This is a genomic window from Nocardioides sp. P4_G4, assembly GCF_056401085.1.
Map to the genome: position 1 here is coordinate 1 of NZ_JBFUKA010000083.1, position 19,087 is coordinate 19,087.

General features: G+C 72.5%; 21 protein-coding genes. 4 read left to right on the top strand and 17 right to left on the bottom strand.

Translation table 11 applies throughout. The features are described from left to right. Window positions 1–1,602 (top strand): hypothetical protein (locus AC1DQF_RS17365; RefSeq protein ID WP_477526476.1); only part of this gene is annotated, 1,602 nt, incomplete at its 5' end. Window positions 1,603–1,606: 4 nt separating this feature from the next. On the opposite strand, the gene AC1DQF_RS17370 is transcribed toward AC1DQF_RS17365, so the two are convergent. The 12 genes from AC1DQF_RS17370 to AC1DQF_RS17425 all read right to left on the bottom strand — a co-directional run bounded on the left by AC1DQF_RS17370 (window position 1,607) and on the right by AC1DQF_RS17425 (window position 12,464). Next, entirely contained in the window at window positions 1,607–2,506 is a 900-nt protein-coding gene (locus tag AC1DQF_RS17370) for an NAD-dependent epimerase/dehydratase family protein (RefSeq protein ID WP_477526477.1), read from the bottom strand. A gap of 44 nt (window positions 2,507–2,550) precedes the next feature. Then, window positions 2,551–3,000, bottom strand: coding sequence for a hypothetical protein (locus tag AC1DQF_RS17375; protein ID WP_477526478.1), 450 nt, complete (start codon window positions 2,998–3,000; stop codon window positions 2,551–2,553). A gap of 172 nt (window positions 3,001–3,172) precedes the next feature. Then, complete coding sequence (locus tag AC1DQF_RS17380; protein ID WP_477526479.1) at window positions 3,173–4,309, bottom strand: pentapeptide repeat-containing protein; 1,137 nt, start codon at window positions 4,307–4,309, stop codon at window positions 3,173–3,175. 15 nt (window positions 4,310–4,324) lie between these two features. Then, a complete protein-coding gene (locus AC1DQF_RS17385) occupies window positions 4,325–5,203 on the bottom strand; it encodes a phosphatase PAP2 family protein (RefSeq protein ID WP_477526480.1) in 879 nt (292 codons plus the stop codon). Beyond that, window positions 5,200–5,685: a glycosyl-4,4'-diaponeurosporenoate acyltransferase CrtO family protein gene (locus AC1DQF_RS17390; RefSeq protein WP_477526481.1), complete on the bottom strand. Its 486-nt coding sequence runs from the start codon at window positions 5,683–5,685 to the stop codon at window positions 5,200–5,202. The genes AC1DQF_RS17385 and AC1DQF_RS17390 overlap by 4 nt, the downstream gene beginning before the upstream one ends. Continuing rightward, a complete protein-coding gene (locus AC1DQF_RS17395) occupies window positions 5,685–6,833 on the bottom strand; it encodes a glycosyltransferase family 2 protein (protein ID WP_477526482.1) in 1,149 nt (382 codons plus the stop codon). Before AC1DQF_RS17395 ends, AC1DQF_RS17390 begins: the two co-directional genes overlap by 1 nt. Continuing rightward, window positions 6,830–8,218 carry a cytochrome P450 gene (locus AC1DQF_RS17400; protein ID WP_477526483.1) on the bottom strand — a complete coding sequence of 463 codons (1,389 nt, stop codon included), beginning with the start codon at window positions 8,216–8,218 and terminating at the stop codon, window positions 6,830–6,832. The genes AC1DQF_RS17395 and AC1DQF_RS17400 overlap by 4 nt, the downstream gene beginning before the upstream one ends. Continuing rightward, window positions 8,215–8,550: a lycopene cyclase domain-containing protein gene (locus AC1DQF_RS17405; protein ID WP_477526484.1), complete on the bottom strand. Its 336-nt coding sequence runs from the start codon at window positions 8,548–8,550 to the stop codon at window positions 8,215–8,217. The genes AC1DQF_RS17400 and AC1DQF_RS17405 overlap by 4 nt, the downstream gene beginning before the upstream one ends. Beyond that, a complete protein-coding gene (locus AC1DQF_RS17410; protein ID WP_477526485.1) occupies window positions 8,547–8,900 on the bottom strand; it encodes a lycopene cyclase domain-containing protein in 354 nt (117 codons plus the stop codon). Before AC1DQF_RS17410 ends, AC1DQF_RS17405 begins: the two co-directional genes overlap by 4 nt. Then, window positions 8,897–10,543, bottom strand: coding sequence for a phytoene desaturase family protein (gene crtI / locus AC1DQF_RS17415; protein ID WP_477526486.1), 1,647 nt, complete (start codon window positions 10,541–10,543; stop codon window positions 8,897–8,899). Before crtI ends, AC1DQF_RS17410 begins: the two co-directional genes overlap by 4 nt. Further along, window positions 10,540–11,424, bottom strand: a complete 885-nt coding sequence (locus tag AC1DQF_RS17420; RefSeq protein ID WP_477526487.1) for a phytoene/squalene synthase family protein — start codon at window positions 11,422–11,424, stop codon at window positions 10,540–10,542. The genes crtI and AC1DQF_RS17420 overlap by 4 nt, the downstream gene beginning before the upstream one ends. Further along, a complete protein-coding gene (locus AC1DQF_RS17425) occupies window positions 11,421–12,464 on the bottom strand; it encodes a polyprenyl synthetase family protein (RefSeq protein WP_477526488.1) in 1,044 nt (347 codons plus the stop codon). Before AC1DQF_RS17425 ends, AC1DQF_RS17420 begins: the two co-directional genes overlap by 4 nt. Window positions 12,465–12,549: 85 nt before the next feature. On the opposite strand from AC1DQF_RS17425, the gene AC1DQF_RS17430 reads away from it, so the two are divergent. After that, window positions 12,550–13,398: a DICT sensory domain-containing protein gene (locus AC1DQF_RS17430; protein ID WP_477526489.1), complete on the top strand. Its 849-nt coding sequence runs from the start codon at window positions 12,550–12,552 to the stop codon at window positions 13,396–13,398. On the opposite strand, the gene AC1DQF_RS17435 is transcribed toward AC1DQF_RS17430, so the two are convergent. Further along, on the bottom strand, window positions 13,392–13,838 hold the full coding sequence (locus AC1DQF_RS17435; RefSeq protein WP_477526490.1) for a DUF1810 domain-containing protein: 447 nt from the start codon (window positions 13,836–13,838) through the stop codon (window positions 13,392–13,394). The genes AC1DQF_RS17430 and AC1DQF_RS17435 overlap by 7 nt on opposite strands. 110 nt (window positions 13,839–13,948) lie before the next feature. On the opposite strand from AC1DQF_RS17435, the gene AC1DQF_RS17440 reads away from it, so the two are divergent. Beyond that, window positions 13,949–15,403: an MDR family MFS transporter gene (locus AC1DQF_RS17440; protein ID WP_477526491.1), complete on the top strand. Its 1,455-nt coding sequence runs from the start codon at window positions 13,949–13,951 to the stop codon at window positions 15,401–15,403. Window positions 15,404–15,408: 5 nt separating this feature from the next. Here AC1DQF_RS17440 and AC1DQF_RS17445 read toward each other — a convergent pair whose 3' ends face one another. The 4 genes from AC1DQF_RS17445 to AC1DQF_RS17460 form a co-directional block, all read right to left on the bottom strand. Further along, window positions 15,409–16,713 (bottom strand): RNA polymerase sigma factor, encoded by a 1,305-nt coding sequence (locus tag AC1DQF_RS17445; RefSeq protein ID WP_477526492.1) that lies wholly within the window; start codon window positions 16,711–16,713, stop codon window positions 15,409–15,411. Between the two features lie 23 nt (window positions 16,714–16,736). Continuing rightward, a complete protein-coding gene (locus AC1DQF_RS17450) occupies window positions 16,737–17,099 on the bottom strand; it encodes a YciI family protein (RefSeq protein WP_477526493.1) in 363 nt (120 codons plus the stop codon). Window positions 17,100–17,292: 193 nt separating this feature from the next. Further along, a complete protein-coding gene (locus tag AC1DQF_RS17455; protein WP_477526494.1) occupies window positions 17,293–17,934 on the bottom strand; it encodes a response regulator transcription factor in 642 nt (213 codons plus the stop codon). Between the two features lie 162 nt (window positions 17,935–18,096). Continuing rightward, entirely contained in the window at window positions 18,097–18,354 is a 258-nt protein-coding gene (locus AC1DQF_RS17460; protein WP_477526495.1) for a hypothetical protein, read from the bottom strand. Between the two features lie 228 nt (window positions 18,355–18,582). Between AC1DQF_RS17460 and AC1DQF_RS17465 the strand changes: the two genes are divergently transcribed. Beyond that, on the top strand, window positions 18,583–19,087 hold a 505-nt coding region (locus AC1DQF_RS17465; protein WP_477526496.1), incomplete at its 3' end, for a sigma-70 family RNA polymerase sigma factor.

A 19,087-nucleotide genomic window follows, 5' to 3' on the forward strand; every position in this document is an offset into this window, starting at 1 on the left:
GTCATGGCGAGCTCACGGGCGACACCCGACGAGGTCGAGATCCGCACGACGCCACGAGAGCCGGTGACCGACCCGACGCTCGGGGTCGAGGTGCCGCGCGGCGCGGCCGTCGCGGCCAAGCACCGCCTGGTCACCATCGGGGACTCCCTGACGCAGGGGTTCATGAGCGCAGCCATCCATCGCACGGACCTGTCATGGCCGGCGATCACGGCGTACGAGCTGGGCCTGACCGCCGAGCAGTTCACCTTCCCGACGTACGAGTGGCCGACCGGTCCGGGCGGACTGCCGCTGGACCTGGAGCGGCTGGCGCGGTCGTTCGAGAAGCGCTTCGGCGCCCGCCTCGACTTCTGGGAGATCGTGACGGCGGCCCTGTGGCTGCGGTCCTACATGGACCGGATCGAGGACTACTGGGAGCGCGGCGACGGGGCGAGGACTCCGCCCAGCGGGCCACCGTTCCACAACACGGCCGTCTACGGATGGGACCTCCTCGACCCCCAGCTCCTCACCTCGACCAAGGTGGCCGCTCGCTTGGCCCGCCCGACCAAGAACGACCCGCTGGCGCAGCTGGTCGAGCACCACCAGGACCGTGCCGCCTGGCCGGTGCTGCAGCGCGCCCGCAAGGGCAACCGCGGCCGCACGGTGCTGGAGGCCGTGACCGACATGAGCGGACCAAGTCAGGGCATCGAGACGCTGGTGGTCGTCCTGGGCTCCAACAACGCCCTCGGATCGGTCGTCTCGCTGGAGCCCGCGTGGACACCGGAGGGGTACGACGACCTGTCGGCCGACCAGCGCCTGGCGGCCCGCGTCGGCTGCAACCTGTGGCGTCCCAGCGCGTTCGAGGCCGACTGGGACCTGCTCGAGGCCAAGCTCCGCGGGGTCGCCGCCCAGCACACCATCATCGCGACGATCCCGTCGGTCACCATCGCGCCGATCGCGCGGGGGACCTCACGGAAGGTCCGGCCGGACTCCCGCTACTTCCCGTACTACACGAGGCCGTGGATCACCGACGAGGACTTCGACCCGAAGCGGGATCCGCACATCACCGAGGACGAGGCGCGCGCGATCGACTCCGCCATCGACGCCTACAACGAGACGATGATCCGGTCCGTCGCCGCGGCCCGCCGCGACGGCCTCGACTGGTACCTGTTCGACATGGCCTCGATCCTCGACCGGCTCGCGACCCGGCGCTACATCGACAGCCCGTGGGCGCGGCCGACCTGGTGGACCCCCTACGAGCTGCCACGCGCGCTGAAGGCGCTGGACCCGGTGCCCAACACCCGGTTCTTCCGGTCGGGCCCCGGTGGGCGCACCGACGGCGGGCTGTTCTCCCTCGACGGCGTGCACCCGACCACCGCCGCCTACGGCATCCTCGCCCAGGAGGTCATCTCGGTGATGGGGCTGGCCGGCGTCGAGTTCGCCGATCGGCAGGGACAGTCCCGCTCCGGTCCGATGCACGTCGACTTCGAACGGCTGCTGCGGGCCGACAGCCTGCTCAGCGACCCGCCCGCCTCGATCAGCAACACCCTCAGCCTGATCGGCTGGCTCGACGACCAGCTCGACCTGGTCAACACGTTCCTGCCGTTCGTCCACTCGCCGATCTGAGTCGTCAGGCGCTGCGCGGGTCCGCCAGGACGTCGCGCCAGGAGTGCTGCGGCTCGTAGCCGAGGAGGTCGCGCGCCTTGTCGATGGCGTAGAACGTCTCGTCGCGCCCCATCTCCCGACGCACCTCCACGCCGTCGTAGAAGCGCTCGCGGACCTCCTGGGTCGTCGCCGCCACCGACATGTCGGCGTTGGCGACGTTGAAGACCTCGTAGCCCAGCCCGTCGACCTCCAGGCAGCGCTGCACCATCTGGCCCAGGTCACGCGTGTCGATGTAGGCGAAGACGTTGCGGCGCCGCAGCGACGGGTCCTCGAGGAACGGCGGGAACATCTCGGCGTACTCGTGCGGCTCGATGACGTTGTTGATCCGCAGGCCGTAGATGTCGGCGCCGGTGCGGGCCTGGAAGGACCGTGCGGTCACCTCTCCGGCGACCTTCGACATCGCGTACGAGTCCTCCGGGACCGTCGGGTGCTCCTCGTCGACCGGCACGTAGAGCGGGCGTCGCTCGCCCTGCGCGAAGCAGATCCCGTACGTCGTCTCCGAGGACGCGAAGATCACCTTGCGGACGCCCAGACGGGTCGCGGCCTCGAGCACGTTGTAGGTGCTGAGGACGTTGGTGGCGTAGGTCCTCGCGTCGGACGCGAGCAGGATCGCCGGCACCGCCGCGAAGTGCACCACCGCGTCGTACGTCGGCTTCTCCGCCAGCTCGAGCTCGTCGAAGGTCGCGAGCCCGGCCAGGGCCGAGTACGTCTCCCCCGCATCGGTGAGGTCGACCCGCAGGTCGGCGACGTCCGGGTGCCGCAGCGGGACGAGGTCGGCGTTGGTGACGTGGTGGCCCTGGGCGGCGAGGTAGGGCGCGACGTGCTTGCCGGCCTTGCCACTGCCTCCGGTGAAGAAGATGCGCATGGCTGCCCCAACCACCTGCGTCGTCCGATCCTTCCCGGCGCCGGCTATCGCCTGACCCACGGCCCGAAGGTGCGGCCGTCCGGGGCCCGGTCCACGGTGCCCGTGCCCTCGTCCTCGAACTGCACGGCGACCCGCACCCGCCTGGGGTCGTCGAGGCAGCGGCGCGGGATCCGCAGCGACACCGGCTGGCCGGAGAACATGTCCGCGCGCGCACGCATGCGTGGGCACCGGACGAACCGGGTCGGGCGATGACCGAAGGACCGCACCAGCCCCAGCGAGTCGTCGAAGTCCGAGTTGGCGCGGAAGGAGACGTAGTAGTCCGGCCGGCGACCGCGGCCGGCATCGATCCAGAAGGAGTAGACCTGTCCGGCGGTGAGCGGCAGGGCGGATCGGACGCGCACGATCACCGCATCCCGGTGGACGACCCGCACCTGGGAGATGTCCACGAGGGTCGAGTCGCCGACGGGGTCGTCGACCACCGCCGTGTCAGCCACCGCCGGCCCCGCGACCAGGGCAAGACACACGCCCAGCGTCCAGACGGACAACCCGCGGACGGACCACCTCGTTGCGTGCATGCGCAGATCCCCGTTCCCCCGAAGGTGAGCTCCCGATCTTCATGGTCGGGGGCGGGGACTCCCGTGGCAACCCCCTCGGGACCTTCGCCTCTCAGCGTCCGGACGGCTGCCGGTCGGGCAGCCGCGACCGCAGTCGGCACACCCGGTCCAGGGCCGCCCGCTCCGACGACTCCAGCAGGATGGGCCACTGGGACCGTCCGGCGCAGGGAAGGCGGGAGCTGTAGCCGCTCCCGGCCACCAGGTTCGTCATCCGGTCCACCAGGAAGCGGCAGGCAGGCGAGGCGCTGAAGTGGTCGCCGTCGTTCTCGACTCCCCAGCCGGGCTGGAGCGGCGCCTCCACGCCGGCGGGCAGCTGGGTCTCAGGGCCGACCAGGGCACCCGTGAGCTGGTCCGAGGTCAGGTCCTGCACCTCGGACAGGTCGGCGCCCCGGAGGTTGGCCCCGGTGAAGTCTGCCGCCGCGACCTCGGCCGTGCCCAGGTCCGACGCCTGCAGATCGGCGCACGTGAGGAACGCGCTCGACAGGTCCGGGGACTGGGCATCCGAGAGGTCCCACCCGGTGACGGTCGCGTTGCGGAAGTCCGCGCCCACGGCCCGGAAGTTGGACTGCGGTGCGAAGTCCGGCGCGTACACCCCGTGGAAGTTGCCCCGACTGATGTCCACGGCCACGTGGGGGAACTCGACCTCCTCGGCGACCGGGTCGGACTCCTTCGACCCGGTCAGCTCCACCAGCTGGTCCAGCGCCCGCGCCACCACCACCGGCTGCGGGTCGCGGTAGTCGGTGAGTCCCTCGTGGTCGGGGACGGTGCTCTCGTCCTCTATGAAGGACGTCAACGTCTGGGCGGCGTTGACGGCGGCCTGCTCCTGCAGGTCGGAGTCCGGGTCGTCGTCCTCGTAGTTGGCGGGGTCGCGCACGTGCTGGACGAGGCTCCGGATCGAGTTGACCTGGACGCCCACGGACGAGCTGGCCATCCCGGACACGATGTCGGAGTACTGGCTCTGGCGCATGGTCCGGTCGAACTGGTCGGCCGCGGTGTCCTGCTGCACGTTGACCTGCCAGATGGTGAGCGCGACACCGATCGCGCTGACCGCGACGGCCGCCGGGGTCAGGAACCGTTCCCACCGGGGCGTCGGCTTCGACTGGGACTCGGCGTACCCCTCGTGAGCGACCACCAACCGCTCGAGCAGGGCGGCATAGTCCTCGCTCCCCGCATCGTCCCCGTCTGCCATCGGAGGCCCCCTTGCTCACCTGGCTCTTCCAGAGTCCGTCGGGGCCTCGTGGCTGTCAACGACCGGACCAGACCACGGGTGGCCGCGGACCCTCCGCCGGCGTCGCAGCACGGCCCCGAAGGCGATCGCCGCGACGGCGACCAGCCAGCCCGCGAGGACGTCGAGGACGTAGTGCTCGCCGGTGTAGACGAGCGTGAAGGCCATCGCCAGCGCGTACGCGGACAGCACCACCCGCCACACCGAGCTCGCGATCGGCCAGAGGAACAGCACGACGAGCAGCGCGGCCCCGGCGTGCAGCGACGGCATGGCCGCCACGGGGTTGCTGCCCTCCTGCCCGGAGGCGGTCAGCGTGCCCACCCAGTCCAGGTGGAGGAACTGCCAGCCCACGTCGGAGAGGCGGTCCACGGTGCCGATGTCGCCCTGTTCGGAGGCCAGCCACGGCGGCACCGCCGGGTAGACGACGTACCCGCTCACCCCGAGCACCGTGAAGACCAGGACGGCGGAGAGCCAGACCGCGAAGCGGTCCCGCAGCCAGAACCAGGCCACGGCCGTGACGATCGGGATCGAGACGAAGTGGGTGACGTAGACGAGGGCGGCGATCGCGTCGTACCAGTGCGGGGACCCGTCGACGAGCCGCTCCTGCAGCCACACCGACGGGACCGCGCCGAAGAAGCCCGCATCGGTGGACGGCGGTCCGGACACGTGGATCCCGAAGCCGAGCCGGTTGGTGGCGGCGCCGTCACCCTCCTGGAGCGGGGCGCTGATCCACCCGGCCACGGCGTACGCCACCAGGATGACGCTGAGCGGTGACCACGCGATGAGGAGCTGGGCGATCGGCCCGTGCCGCGACTCCCCCGACCCCGACTCGAGGTCGCGCTCGAGCTCCTGGGTCACCGGTGCCGCCGCTCGATGATGGCCCGGGTCCGGAACCGGTTGTAGCGCTGGATCGCGATGAACGGCAGGTTGACGCCCACGCCGTACGCGACGAGCAGGGAGGCCGCGAGCGGCGGGTTCCACAGGACGAAGAGCGGCCCGCAGGCCATCGCCCACCAGTGGGCCAGCTCGGCCCGGCGGGTCTCGCGGACGAAGAGCTGCAGCCCCTCGGCGTCGTACGACGGCAGCTCGCGCTTGCTGACCCCTCCCGCGAACAGCCCGCCGGCCTCCGGGACCCGGTCCTTCCAGCTGTGGATCCGCAGCCGGCGTCGGTACCACCGGCCGCCGACCTCGAAGCCGCGCGGCCGCAGCAGCCAGCCGTCCTGCGACAGCCGGTCGTCGCCGAGACGGTGGGCGGCGTAGCCGGTGCCGGCGTGGAAGGCCCCCCACGCGATCACGTCCACGGCGATGGTCAGCACCTGCGGCATCAGCAGCCGGAGCATCAGACCACCTCCTCGGAGGACCCGCGCAGGTCCACCTCGCGACCGCGCCAGCGCACCGAGCGCCGGACCACCGTGAGGGCGGCCGACCGCGCGAAGATCACGTCGAAGGCGAGCAGGCACACGGGGAACAGCGCCCACGTCCACCAGCGGAACGAGCCGACCCGGCGCAGGATCCACCACAGCTGCGCCGCGAACCCGACCCAGGCGAGCGCCCACAGGGCGGGGTCGCCGTGCCTCAGGTTCGCGCCCCAGCCGGTCACGGCCTCCACCAGCGCCAGGGCTGCGCCGACGGCGACCGCGTGGTGGGCGCTCACCCACAGCACGGCGGCCAGCGTGGGTCCGGGCGCGGCGGCCGAGGCGCCGGACGCGAAGTTCTTGGTCCAGCCGTCGGCGAGCTGTCGCAGGCCTCCGGGATAGCTGCGCATCCGGATCGAGGCGCCGCCGACGGCGCAGCGCACCGGCAGTCCCGCCCGGTCGTACGCCGCCGCGAGCTGCACGTCGTCGAGGATCTGGCCGCGCACCGCCTCGTGCCCGCCGGCGGCGACGTAGTCCGCGCGCGAGGTCAGCAGGCACGGACCGAAGGCCATCGGTCGCCCGCTGGGACGACGGGCGAAGGCGCCGCTGGCCATCAGCGCCATCACGTTGAAGTAGGACGACAGCTGCTCGTACCTCCGCACGACGCGGTGGAAGGGCTGCACCGACACGAGCCCGCCGTGCCGGTCGTGCATCTCCAGCAGGCCGCCCAGGGACTCCGGGGCCAGCACGGCGTCGGCGTCGAGGAAGAGCAGCAGCTCCCCGTGGGTGGCGCCGGCCCCGAGGTGGCAGGCCCACGCCTTCCCCGTCCAGCCGGGCGGCGGGGTAGTCGCGGGCAGCACGGCGGCGCCCGCGGCCCGGGCGACCGAGGCGGTCGCGTCCCGGGAGCCGTCGTCCACCACCACGACCTCGGCCACCGGGAACGCCAGCCGCTGCAGCGACGACAGGAGCGCCGGYAGCGTGGCCTCCTCGTCCCGCGCCGGGATGACGACCGACACCGACGCCGACCGCTCGGCGTGCCGCGCCCCGCGCGGGACCGTCCGCAGGTCGGCGAGCAGCCAGCCGCCGCAAAGGGCCGCGGCCAGCAGCACGACGGCGAGGAGCACGTCGGTCATGCCCGAGCGCCGGCGGTGCGGGTCACGACCAGCGGCATCCCGCCGCGCGGGTGCACGGCGACCTGCGCCTGCGCCGAGGGGCGGGTCCAGCCCGGCGGCACGTCGAGACGGTGGTCACGCAGGAGCTCGCTCAGCACCAGGACCATCTCGCCCAGCGCGAACTCGCGCCCGATGCACAGGCGCGGGCCCTGCCCGAACGGGAGGTACCCCGCGCGCGCCACGCCGTCGAGGAAGCGCTCGGGCCGGAAGGCGAGCGGGTCGGTCCACGGGTCGGCCCGGCGGTGGATGAGCCACGGGCTGATGATGGCCAACGTCCCGGCCGGGACCTCGCGGCCGCCGATGACGTCGGGCCCCAGCGAGCGTCGCGACAGCGCCCACGCGGGCGGGAAGAGGCGCAGCGCCTCGTCGACGACCGACCTCGTCCACGGCAGCGTCTCGCGGTGGCCGAGCAGCGACACCGGACCGGAGTGGGCGGCCAGCTCGGCGCGCACCCGGTCCTGGGCGGGCTGGTCCTCGGCCAGCAGCATCAGCGTCCAGGCCAGGGCCCCGGCCACCGTCTCGTGGCCGGCGATGACCATGGTGACCAGCTCGTCGCGGATCTCGGCGTCGGTGAGGCCGCTGTCCAGCAGCAGCCCGAGGAGGTCGTCGCCGTGCGCGCCGGCGGGCGAGAGCCGACGACGCTCGCGGCGCTCGGCGATGATCTCGGCGCTGATCTCGTCGAGGCGGCGACGCGTGGAGCGCAGCCGGAGGTTGGTCCTCGTCGGGGTCCACTGGGCCCTCGGCAGGATCGAGCGTCCCAGCCGGACCACCAGCTCGGCCGCGTCGCTCGTCGCGTCCAGCAGCGCCTGCGCGTGACCGGACAGGTCCGCGGAGAACAGGGCCCGCCCGACGGCGTCGAGGCCGATGCGGTGCGTGAGTGCCGCGACGTCGACCAGGTCGCCGCTGGCGAACGAGCCCGACCCGAGCCGCGCGGTGATGGCGCTCCCGGCCGCCGCGCGCACCTCGTCGCCGACCGCCTCGAGCCGCTGGTGGTGGAAGGCCGGGGCGGCGAGGCGGCGGTGCTCGATCCAGTTCGGCTCGGAGGAGGCGAGCAGGCCGGGGCCGGTCACCCGGGCCAGCGCGGCGTACTGCACGGTCTCCTTGCTCCAGTTGCGGGCCGCGGTCTGCAGCACGTGCCGGACGTCGACCGGGTCGTTGACCAGCAGCGCCGGCGCACCCGGCACCGGGAAGGCGACCAGGTCGCCGTACCGCTCGGAGACGTCGACGAGGAAGCTCAGCGGGTCGGCGCGGATCGAGCGGAAGGCGCGCGCCATGTCCAGGGAGCTGGGGCCGGGGACCCCGATGTCGGTGGGCTGCATCGCCTGCAGCCGGGTCGTGACGCTCATGCCGTCCCCTCGCCGCTCCGGCGGCCGAGCCACACCCACGCCACGCAGCTCGTCAGCACGAGGGCGAAGCCGAACGCCAGGTCCTCGACCGGCGCGAAGACCAGCCGGCCGTCCCCGACGAAGACCACGCGGTCGCTGCCGATGATGGCGTCCGGGGCGTAGCGGAYGATGCCGCGGCCGGTGAGCCAGCCGTTGGTGAGGAGCTGGAAGAAGACGATGATCGCGTACGCCGCCCACCAGTCGCGCGTCGTCGTCAGCCGGGTGCGCGCCACCCAGCGGTCCAGCAGCAGGGCGGCCAGCACCGCCACGACGGCGATCGCGGTGTAGGTCATCGGACCTCTCCGTGCTCGCTCGACCGGCCGGCACGGTCGCGGTGGCGCGCCGCCCGGACGGCCTCGTAGGTGAGCACCGCGACCAGCGGGATGACGACGAAGAAGGCGATCTCCTCCAGGGGCAGACCGGCCACCCGCCACGGCAGCGTCTGGTCGGCGTCGAAGTGCCAGTGCCCGACGTCGGTGGCGTGCAGGTCCCACACGAGGAACGGCGTCCCGGCGGCCAGGACGGTGAGGACCAGTCGGCGCGGCTGACGCAGCACCCGCAGCCGGAAGGCGGGGACCAGCGGCAGGGTCCCGACGAGGCAGAAGGCGAGCATCGCGACGTACGCCCAGTGCGGCAGGCTCATCCACTCACCGGAAGCGACGACCGGTCCCCGCTCATCCGCTTGAGCACGAGCTCGGCGCTGATCAGGCACATCGGGAGTCCCACGCCGGGAACGGTACTGGCCCCGGCGTAGAGCAGCCCGTCGACCTTGGACGAGGTGTTGCCGGGTCGCAGGAACGCGCTCTGGCGCAGGTTGTGCTCGAGGCCGAGGGCCCCGCCGCGCCACGAGTTGTAGCTGCGCTCGAAGTCCTCGGGGCCCACGGTGTGGCGCACCCGGATGCGGTCGCGCAGGTCGGGGACGCCGGCCCAGGTGGACACCTGGTCGATGGCCGCGTCGACGGCCCGCTCGACGGCCGGGGACCCGTCGCCGTCGTCGCCGCCGGAGCCGATGGACACGTCGGCCGGGACCGGGACGAGGACGAAGAGGTTCTCGCTGCCCTCCGGCGCGACGGTCGGGTCGGTCTCCGACGGCTTGCAGACGTAGATCGACGCGGGGTCCGGGACGCGGGCCTCGCGGCCGAAGATGTCGCCGAAGTTCTGGTCCCAGTCGGAGGTGAAGAAGAGGGAGTGGTGCGCGAGCTGCGGGAGACGCCCCTCGACGCCCAGCATCGCGAGCACCGCGCCCGGTCCGGGGGAACGCCGCTTCCACGCCTGCTGCGGGTGCGTCTGCAGCGTCGGCGGGAGCAGGTCGGTCTCGAGGTGGTGCAGGTCCGCGGCGCCGACGACCACGTCCGCATCGACGGTACGCCGCTCGCCACCGGCGGTGGTGTGCTCGACGCCCGTCACGTGGGGACGGCCGCGGACGGCGTCGCCGGTGAGGATCCGGGTGACCGCAGCACCGGTGTGCAGCCGCGCGCCGTGCTTCTCGGCCAGCGCGGCGATGACCTCGATGAGCCGGGTGAATCCGCCCTGGGGGTAGAGGACGCTGTCGCCCAGGTCGAGCCGGCTCATCAGGTGGTACATGCTCGGCGCCCGGCTCGGCGACGAGCCGAGGAACACCGCGGGGTAGCCCAGCACCTGGCGGAGCCGGTTGTCGCTGAACTGCGCGGCGACGTGGGTGCCGAGCGAGCGGGTGAGCAGCCGGCTCAGCGCGGGCGTGCGGCGTACGACGTCGGTGCGCAGGAACGACGCCCCGGAGTCGAAGTTGCTGTAGAGGAAGCGGCGCAGCGCGATGTCGTAGGTCTCCTCCGCGGAGCTGAGGTAGGCGTCGAACGCCTCCCCGGCGCCGGGCTCGACCGACTCGAAGAGCGCGCGGTTGTGGGCCCGGTCGGGGCGGATGTCGAGCGGCTCGTCGTGGCCCTCGAAGAACACCCGGTAGCTCGGGTCGAGCACGGTCAGGTCGAGCTCCGCGGCCGCGGTCGTGCCGAGCAGGGAGAAGAAGTGCTCGAAGACCTCGGGCATGAGGTACCAGGAGGCGCCGGTGTCGAAGCGGAACCCGTCGCGCTCGATGCTGCCGACACGACCGCCGAGCTCGTCGTTCTTCTCCAGGAGGTCGACGTCGTGGCCGCGCGAGGCGAGCAGCGCGGCGGTGGCGAGGCCGGCGATGCCGCCGCCGATGACGACGACGCGACGCGAGCCCTCACCGGCCACGGAGCGGCCGACCGAACGACCGGGAAGGCGGTCGGCAAGGCGGTCGGCGAGCCCGTCCGGGAGCAGCGAGGTCATGGGCGGCCTCCGTAGAGCACGCCGGCCACGAGCCGCAGCTTGACCGGGTCCGGGACCCGGACGCGGGTACGCCGGATCTGGGCGGCCGGGGTGGCGCGCAGGCGGGTGGCGAGCTCGGTGAAGGTCGCGTGGGCGAGCTGGACCGCTCGGCGGCTGCTGGCCGGCAGGGCGGGAATGACGGCGGCGGCGGCATCCAGGTCGGAGGCGATGTCGTCGAGGATCCGGTCCCGGTCGGCGTCGCAGAAGGCGTCGACCTCGAGGTCCGGGAAGTAGCAGCGGCCCAGGGCGTCGTGGTCCTCGGCGAGGTCGCGCAGGAAGTTGAGCTTCTGGAAGGCGGCGCCGAGCCGGCGCGCGCCGGGTGCCAGCCCGTCGTAGTCGCCGGACCGGTCGAGGGCCCCGTCCCCGGCGAGGAACACCCGCAGGCACATGAGGCCGACCACCTCCGCGGACCCGTGGACGTAGCGGTCGAAGCTCTCGCGGGTGTGGACGCGGGTCTCGAGGTCCATGGCCATCGAGGCGAAGAACGGGTCGACGATGTCGGCGCCGATCCCGCACCGGATCGCCGTGCGGGCGAAGGCGTGCACGACGAGGTTGCCGCTGTAGCCGTGCTGCAACGCGTGGCGCACGTCGTCGTGGAGCCAGGTCAGCATCTGGGCGCGCGGTTCGATGCCGAGGCCGGAGTCGGGGTTGTCGACGATCTCGTCGGCGACCCGGACCAGGGCGTAGACGTTGCGCACCTCGGTGCGCACGGGCTCGGCCAGGAGTCGCGACGCCAGCCCGAACGAGCTGGAGAAGACTCTGATGACCGCGGCGGCGCTGTCCTCGGAGACGGAGTCGTAGAGGCTCGTCGCGGGTCGCCGGCTGATCAGGAACGAGCTCATGCGGCGACCTCGCTGCCGTCGGCGAGCGCCGCGGGACGCGTGCTGACGGTGGCGAGCAGGTCGGCGGAGATGCCCAGCTCCTCGACGACCGCGCGGGCGGCGGCGTGGTGGGCGGCGGCGAGCTCCTCGACGTACCGACGGGACCCCGAGGTCGTGAGCAGGCCCCGGACCTCCGACAGCTCGTCGTCGGCGAGGTCGCGTCCGACGTAGGTCCTGATCCGCTCCCACTCGGCGGTGGAGCGGGCGTGGGCGAGGAGCGGGGTCTGCTTGCCGGCACGCAGGTCGCTGGTCGCGCTCTTGCCGGTCCGGGCCGGGTCGCCGAAGACGCCGAGGAGGTCGTCGACGAGCTGGAAGGCGATGCCCAGGTCCCGTCCGGCCTCTCCGAGCCGGACGACCGTCGCGTCGTCGACGCCGGCGAGCACGGCTCCGGCCTGCAGCGGGAGGGCGAAGGAGTAGGCGCTGGTCTTCTGCTCCTCCATGGCCAGGCTCTCGGGGAGGGACGCGGTGCCGGTGCTCAGCGACAGTCGTACGTCGGCGAGCTCGCCGGCCGCCGTGGTGTGCAGGGCGGCGTCGAAGAGGTCCAGGAGCCGGTGGGTGGTCGCGGTCGGGGCGCCGCAGGTGGCGACGGCGCGGATCGCGGCGGCGAGCGCGAGGTCCCCGGCCAGGATGCCGGCCGTGCGGCCCAGGGCGTCGGCCTCGTCGGGGGTGGCCCCGGCCGCGATGGCGTGGGCGCGGAAGGTGCCGCTCACGTTGGGCCGGCCGCGGCGTATGTCGTCGCCGTCGATCACGTCGTCGTGGATGACCAGCGCGGTGTGGAGCAGCTCGACCGCCGCGCCGGTCAGGGTCGCGGCGTCGGCGGAGCTGCCGCCGAGCGCGTCGTGGGCCGCGACCACCAGGGCCGGGCGGAAGCGCTTGCCGCCCTCGGTTGCGGCGGTGAGGGCGTCCCAGAGGCGGGCGTGGTCCGGGTCGGTCGCTTCCGCGCGAGCGCGCCCCTGCTCGAGGAGCCGCTGCAGGGCCTCGTCGGTGCTGAGTGGGCTCACTGATCCTCCATGCTTGTGTCGCAAGGAGACAAACCTATGCAACACTTCCAAGAAAATCTAGGCAACGTGAGGAGATTGGGACGCCATGGCCACATCTCGGGACGTCCTCCTGACCATCGGCCACCTGGCCGAGCGCACCGGTGTGCCGCCCGCGACGCTGCGCAGCTGGGAGTCGCGCTACGGGTTCCCGCAGCCCGTCCGACTCGCCGGAGGACACCGCCGGTACGCCGACTCCGACGTCGCCGCCGTGCTCGAGGTGCTGCGGCACCGAGATGCAGGCCTCGCGCTCGAAGCGGCCGTACGCCGCGCCACGACCACGTCGCTGCAGTCGAGGTCGGTCCATGCCGAGCTGCGCCGTGGGCACCCCGAGCTGGCCCCCCAGCTGCTGTCGAAGACCACCCTGCTGGCGATCAGCCGCGCGATCGAGGACGAGTGCTGCTCGCGGGCGGAGGAGCCGCTGCTCTTCGGGGGCTTCCAGCGTGACTCCTTCCTCCGCTCGTCCTACGCCCGCTGGGTGGAGCTCGCCCGCACGGCCCGGACAGCCGTCGTCTTCGCCGACCTCGCCGCTCCGCGCGACCCACGCCCCGGCCTGCCGGTCGAGGTGGCCCTCCCGCGCGAGGCTCCCCTGAACCGGGAGTGGCTCGTCATCTGCGACGCCCCCGACCTGCCGGCGTGCATGGCCGCCGTCGAGCGACCCGGCCAGGAGGGGGTGGCGGACTCCCGGCGTCGCTTCGAGGCGGTGTGGACGGTGGACCCCCAGGCGGTGCGTCACGCCAGCCGAGTGGCGGCGACCCTCGCCGACGAGTACCGCCCGGGGTGGCGGGTTGGCGAGCTCGCCGTGCTGGGCGACGAGCCGGCGGCCGCGTCGGCGGACCTGCGGCGGGCCTCCGACGTGCTGAGCCGGATGATGAACTACCTCGACACGAGTCACTGAGTGGTGGTGAGCAGCTCGTCGGTCGCCTCGTCGGGCTCGCCGTCGAAGTACGTCTCCAACACCTGCTGGAACAACGGCTCGTCCGGGTCGGCGCGCATGAACAGGCTCATCGACGAGCGCAGCTTGACGGCGTCGATCGAGCCGAGGATCGCTTCGGCCGTCGTCCCCTCGAGGTCGAGGACCGTCCGGCAGCACTCCCGCAGGCGTGGGCCGAGGACCGGGTGGGCCAGGTAGCCGCGGGCCTCTCCCAGCCCTGCCACGGCATAGAACCGGGCTGTCTCACTGCGCCCCAGTCCCTCCACCTGCGGGAAGACGAACCACATCCAGTGGCTGGTCTTGCGGCCCGCGCGGAGCTCGCGGAGGGCTCGGTCGTAGGTGCCGTGCTCGTCCTGGGCGCTCACGAAGCGTTCGAGGCGCTGTCTGGTGCTGAGGGGGTCCATGCCATGCACGTACCCATCCGAGCGCGGGCCAAGCGGTCGGTCGTCCAGTCGGCTGTCCCGGGTCGGACGCGCACGGGAACAGGTCCGGGCCCCCATCGGTTGGGGAACGCGTGAGTGCTCCCGAGATCACCCGAGCCAGCGTCGGCCTCCGCAGCGAGCGGGGCCCGATCCTGCTGGCCGTCATGCTCAGCATCGGACTGGTCGCCATCGACGCGACGATCCTGGCCACCGCGGTCCCCGCGGTGGTCGCCGACCTCGGCGGGTTCACGTCGTTCCCGTGGCTGTTCTCGATCTACCTGCTGGCACAGGCCGTCTCGGTGCCGATCTACGGCAAGGTCGCCGACCTGTACGGCCGGAAGCCGGTGATGCTCCTCGGCATCGGGCTCTTCGTCCTGGGCTCGCTGCTCTGCGGCATCGCGTGGAGCATGCCGGCGCTCATCGTGTTCCGGCTCGTGCAGGGCCTGGGGGCAGGCGCCGTGCAGCCGATGGGCATGACGATCGTCGGCGACATCTACTCCATGGCCGAGCGCGCCAAGGTGCAGGGCTACATCGCCAGCGTCTGGGCTCTCGCCTCGGTGGTCGGGCCGACGCTGGGCGGCATCTTCGCCGACTACCTGTCCTGGCGCTGGATCTTCTTCGTCAACCTCCCGCTGGGCATCGCGGCCGGCTGGGTGCTGTGGCGCCGCTTCGAGGAGAACGTCGAGCCTCGCAAGCACACCATCGACTACCTGGGCGCGGGGCTGCTGGCGTCCGGGGGCTCCCTGCTGCTGCTCGGCCTGCTCGAGGGCGGCGTTCGCTGGGAGTGGGACTCGGCCCCGAGCATCGCGATCCTGGTCGCCGCGGTGGCCCTCCTCGCGGCCTTCGTGGCGGTGGAGTYGCGCACGCCCGAGCCCGTGCTCCCGCTGTGGATCTTCCGTCGCCGCGTGCTCAACGCGGCGAACTCGGGAGCCTTGGTGGTCGGCGTGCTGATGCTCGGGCTCACGTCGTACGTGCCCCTCTACGCCCAGGCCGTGCTCGGCCACGGTGCCCTCGTGGCCGGTCTGGCGCTGGCGGCCATGACGATCGGGTGGCCCATCGCCGCCGCGACGAGCGGGCGCTTCTACCTCAGCATCGGCTTCCGCAGGACGGTGCTGATGGGAGCGCTGTTCGTGATCGCCGGGGCGGCGTTGCTGCTGCCCGTGAGCCCCGACAGCGCCCTGTGGCAGCTGGCCCTGCCCTGCTTCGTGATGGGCATCGGCTTCGGGTACGTCGCCAGCCCCGGCGTCATCGTCGCCCAGTCCAGCGTCGGCTGGGAGCACCGCGGTGTCGCCACCGGCACCAACATGTTCTCCAGGTCGATGGGCAGCGCGGTCGGCGTGGCGGTGTTCGGCGCGATCGTCAACAGCCGCGTGGCCGGCCACGCCTCCAGCGGCGGCGCGCTGGACCTCGAGCACCTGTCGGTCGACGTCCTGGCGCCCGCGATCCACACGGTGTTCGCGTGCTCGGCGGTGGTCGCGCTCGCGCTGCTGCTGTCAGGGCTGCTGATGCCCCGCAACGCGGGCACGGAGGCCTCGGCGGACGCCTGAACCCGTCACGAGCGATCAGTGCGTCGCGCTCGGGATCGCGCCAGGTTCAGCTCCGCCCGACGGTGCAGGACCACCCGCTCACCCTCGTTCCTGGTGCGCGCGGCCGCGTCCGTGAACGCCTCCCCTGCCTGCGCGTGCAGCCCGGCCCGCTCGAGCAGGTCCCCGCGCACGCTCGGGACGAGCGGCGAGGTGCCGAGGTCCTCCGCGTCCAGGTCCCCCAGCACGGCCAGGCCCGCGTCCGGGCCGAACGCCCGCCCGTACGCGACGGCCCGGTTCACCTCGACGACCGGTCCCGGGGCGGCCTGCGCCAGCACGTCGTACAGGGCCGCGATGCGGCGCCAGTCCGTGTCCTCGGCACGCTCCGCGCGGGCGTGCTGGGCGGCGATCGAGGCCTGCAGGAAGTACGTCCCGACCGGGGTCCCGGCGGCGGCGAACCCCTCCGCCCGCCGCAGTGCGGCCAGGCCGCGGCGGATCATCTCCTGGTCCCAGCGCCCGCGGTCCTGTGCCTCCAGCAGGACCGGCGTGCCGTCGGCGTCGAGCCGGGCGGCGGTCCGTGACCCCTGCAGCTCCAGCAGGGCCTGCAGTCCGAGCACCTCGGGCTCGTCGGGTGCGAGGTCGGCCAGCATGCGCGCGAGCCTCGTCGCCTCGACCGCCAGGTCGGGGCGCATCCAGTCCGCGCCGGCCGTGGCCGTGTAGCCCTCGTTGAAGATCAGGTAGATCACGGCCATCACGTCGTCCAGGCGTGCGGCCCGCTCCGGACCCGTGGGCAGCTCGAACCCGGCGCGTGCCTCGGACAGCGTCCTCTTGGCGCGCGAGATGCGTTGGCCCATGGCGGACTCGGTGGCGAGGAACCCGCGAGCGATCTCGGCGGTGGTGAGCCCTCCGACCAGGCGCAGCGTGAGCGCGGCCCGGGACTCGGCGCTCAGGGAGGGGTGGCACGACAGGAAGATCAGCCGCAGGACGTCGTCCTCGATGTGGTCGACCTGGGCGTCGAGGTCGGGCATCTCCACCTCCTCTCCCCCACGGACGGACTCGAGCTCGGCGACCTTGCGGCGCAGGGTGTCGGCGCGCCGGAAGTGGTCGACGCCCCGCCGCTTCGCCGTGGTCATCAACCACGCGCTCGGGTTGTCCGGGACGCCGGACGTGGGCCACTGCTCGAGGGCGGCCACCAGGGCGTCCTGCGCGAGGTCCTCGGCGAGGTCCACGTCCCGGGTCATCCGGGTGAGGGCGCCGACGAGGCGGGCCGACTCGGCCCGCCACGCGGCGACGATGGCGTCGGTCGCGCCATCCGAACTGGTCTCTGCCGGCACGGGGCCAGCGTAGTGAGGGCCGATCAGGCGCCGGGCGCCTCGGGACCGTCGGAGATCTGGCGCAGGGTCGAGATCACGGTGACCTCGGGCCAGTGCTTCGCGTGCAGCTCGGCGAACTCCTGGAGGTCGGCCACGGCCTCCTCGACGGTGTCGTACTGCATGATGCTCCAGCCCCCGACGACCTCCTTGGCCTCGGCGTACGGGCCGTCGACCCGGCTGACCTCGCCCTTGCGGACGATGTAGTTCACGGCGTCCTCGGTGCCGTAGAGACCGCCACCGTCGAGGAACACGCCCTTGGCGGCGCGCTCGCCGATGTGCGCGTCCATCGCGTCGAACAGCGACTGCGGCGGCGTGCCCACGCCCTCCTCCATCCGTACGAAACCCATGAAACGCGGCATTGTCATCACTCCTGCTGGTTGCTGGTGAGGTGCTTCTCGCACGTACGTCGAACGGCCCCGGGCCACTTCGACACCGACCCTGGAAGTTTTTCCGAACATCAGCCCGGAAGGCATGGTCGTGGGTCCGGCGCTGGTGGGGCCCAGCATGCCGCTGCTCGGGCGGGGGTGCCACCGAGCGCGTTCACCTCATGAGCAGCGCCGGCCGGGATTCGTTGTGCGGCAACACCCGGATGCCGTGTGCCACCCCCCAGAGCACTGCCTTGGAGCGGCTGTCGACGTCGATCCTGCGATAGCAGGACCTGATGTAGGACTTGATCGAGTTGACCGACAGCGACATGCGCTCGGCGATCTCGAGGTTGCTCAGGCCCATCGTGATGAGCGACAGCACCTCGGCCTCGCGAGCGGTGAGGCCTTCCTCCCGGCCGGGCCAGTCGCCGTCGACGAGGCGGTTGCCCCTCGGCGCAGGGCAGACGATGACCCGTCCCGAGGCGACGGCCTGGAGGGCCTCGAGAAGCTGATGGCCCGTGAGGCTCTTGGAGAGGTAACCGGACACGCCCTGCTCCATCGTCTCGCGCGCCAGCCAGGGCTGGAAGTTCCACGTGAAGACGACGACCTTGCCGATCCTGGGGTCGCACAGGAGTCGCTCGAGATGGTGTCCACGCCCTGTCTTCATGGCGAAGGTGTCGTAGAGCGCGATGTCGACGCACTCGGTGCCGAAGCCCGACGAATCCACCACCTCGACGGTCTCTGCGTAGCGGCGGAGCATGGCTGCCAAGCCCCGCACGACGATCTCCTCGTCGTCGAAGAGCGCGACCCTCAACATGACGCCACCGTGCATCCCATCCTCATCACTCCTCCTGTGCTGACTCCCGTGCTGGGCGGCCGGACGACCGCGCCCTGTCTGGCGCTCCTGTGGGCCCCACCGGGCCCCACCGGTGGTGACCGGCGACGCCGCGGGGTCGAAGCACACGCGGCGTCGCCGGCGTCATCCGGACCGGCGCGTCTCGCGGTAGTCCTCGACGAGACGGCCCTTCTCGAGGATCCGCCGGACCAACCGCCCGCCAGCGAGCCTGATGTCCTGGTCGAACCGGCGCGGCGTTGCCACCTGCATCCGCGAGGCCGCGTCGACCGCCGCCGCGAGCGTCACCACCTGCATCTCGAGCTCCGTCACGCGGCCCTCGAGGTCGCGCGGCCGCATCTGCGACGCCGTCCCGCCACCCGGCTGTCCGTCCTGGCTCCTCACTGCGTCCTCCTGTGTCGTTGTCGTCCTACGTCCCCATGACCGGCCCCGACCGAGCACATGACGCGAGCCAGCCCGGCGGCGGAGCCTGCGTACGCGCTCCCGCGGCCCCCACCAGGGGCACGCCCGAAGGGAGGTTCACGTCATGCGCTCGGGCGAAGCCGGTCATAGACTCGTGGAGGTCTACCCGAGGGGCCGCAGGTCCTGCTTCCCGGCGGGAAGGAGGACTGCGTGGCGAGCGAGGCCGTGCGAGACGGTGACCAGCCGTACGACGAGCATGTCGTCGTCGACCTCGTCCCTGTGCTGCGCCGCGTGGTCGGAGCCAGGATCAAGGACCCGCACACCGTGGAGGACCTGGTCCAGGAGACGTTGGCCCGTCTGATGTCCTCCTCCAGGCGCGTCGACCCGGACAAGCTGCACCACTATGCGGCGGTCACGGCCCGGCACGTCGTGGCGTCGTACGCCGAGCGGAACGACCGGGCGCGCAACCGCTCCCACCTCCTCGCCGACGCCGTGGACGAGGAGCCACCCTCCGACGGCCTGCTGCGCCAGGAGGATCGCGAGTTCGTCAGCGCGGCGCTGGCCGAGCTGTCGGCCGCCGACCGGGACCTCCTGGTGGCCCACGAGGTCCATGGCGAGGACACCAGCACGATGGCGGCCGAGCGGGGCTCCACCCCCGGCGCGGTCGCGGCCCGGCTGAGTCGCGCCCGCGCCAGCCTGCGGGTGGAGTACCTCC

Coding starts and splice junctions, on each gene's coding strand:
- AC1DQF_RS17420 (WP_477526487.1), bottom strand. CDS start 11,424: ATGAGCTCGTTCCTGATCAGCCGGCGACCCGCGACGAGCCTCTACGAC.
- AC1DQF_RS17370 (WP_477526477.1), bottom strand. CDS start 2,506: ATGCGCATCTTCTTCACCGGAGGCAGTGGCAAGGCCGGCAAGCACGTC.
- AC1DQF_RS17400 (WP_477526483.1), bottom strand. CDS start 8,218: ATGAGCGTCACGACCCGGCTGCAGGCGATGCAGCCCACCGACATCGGG.
- AC1DQF_RS17390 (WP_477526481.1), bottom strand. CDS start 5,685: ATGCTCCGGCTGCTGATGCCGCAGGTGCTGACCATCGCCGTGGACGTG.
- AC1DQF_RS17455 (WP_477526494.1), bottom strand. CDS start 17,934: ATGTTGAGGGTCGCGCTCTTCGACGACGAGGAGATCGTCGTGCGGGGC.
- AC1DQF_RS17435 (WP_477526490.1), bottom strand. CDS start 13,838: ATGGACCCCCTCAGCACCAGACAGCGCCTCGAACGCTTCGTGAGCGCC.
- AC1DQF_RS17450 (WP_477526493.1), bottom strand. CDS start 17,099: ATGGGTTTCGTACGGATGGAGGAGGGCGTGGGCACGCCGCCGCAGTCG.
- AC1DQF_RS17410 (WP_477526485.1), bottom strand. CDS start 8,900: ATGAGCCTGCCGCACTGGGCGTACGTCGCGATGCTCGCCTTCTGCCTC.
- AC1DQF_RS17430 (WP_477526489.1), top strand. CDS start 12,550: ATGGCCACATCTCGGGACGTCCTCCTGACCATCGGCCACCTGGCCGAG.
- crtI (WP_477526486.1), bottom strand. CDS start 10,543: ATGACCTCGCTGCTCCCGGACGGGCTCGCCGACCGCCTTGCCGACCGC.
- AC1DQF_RS17380 (WP_477526479.1), bottom strand. CDS start 4,309: ATGGCAGACGGGGACGATGCGGGGAGCGAGGACTATGCCGCCCTGCTC.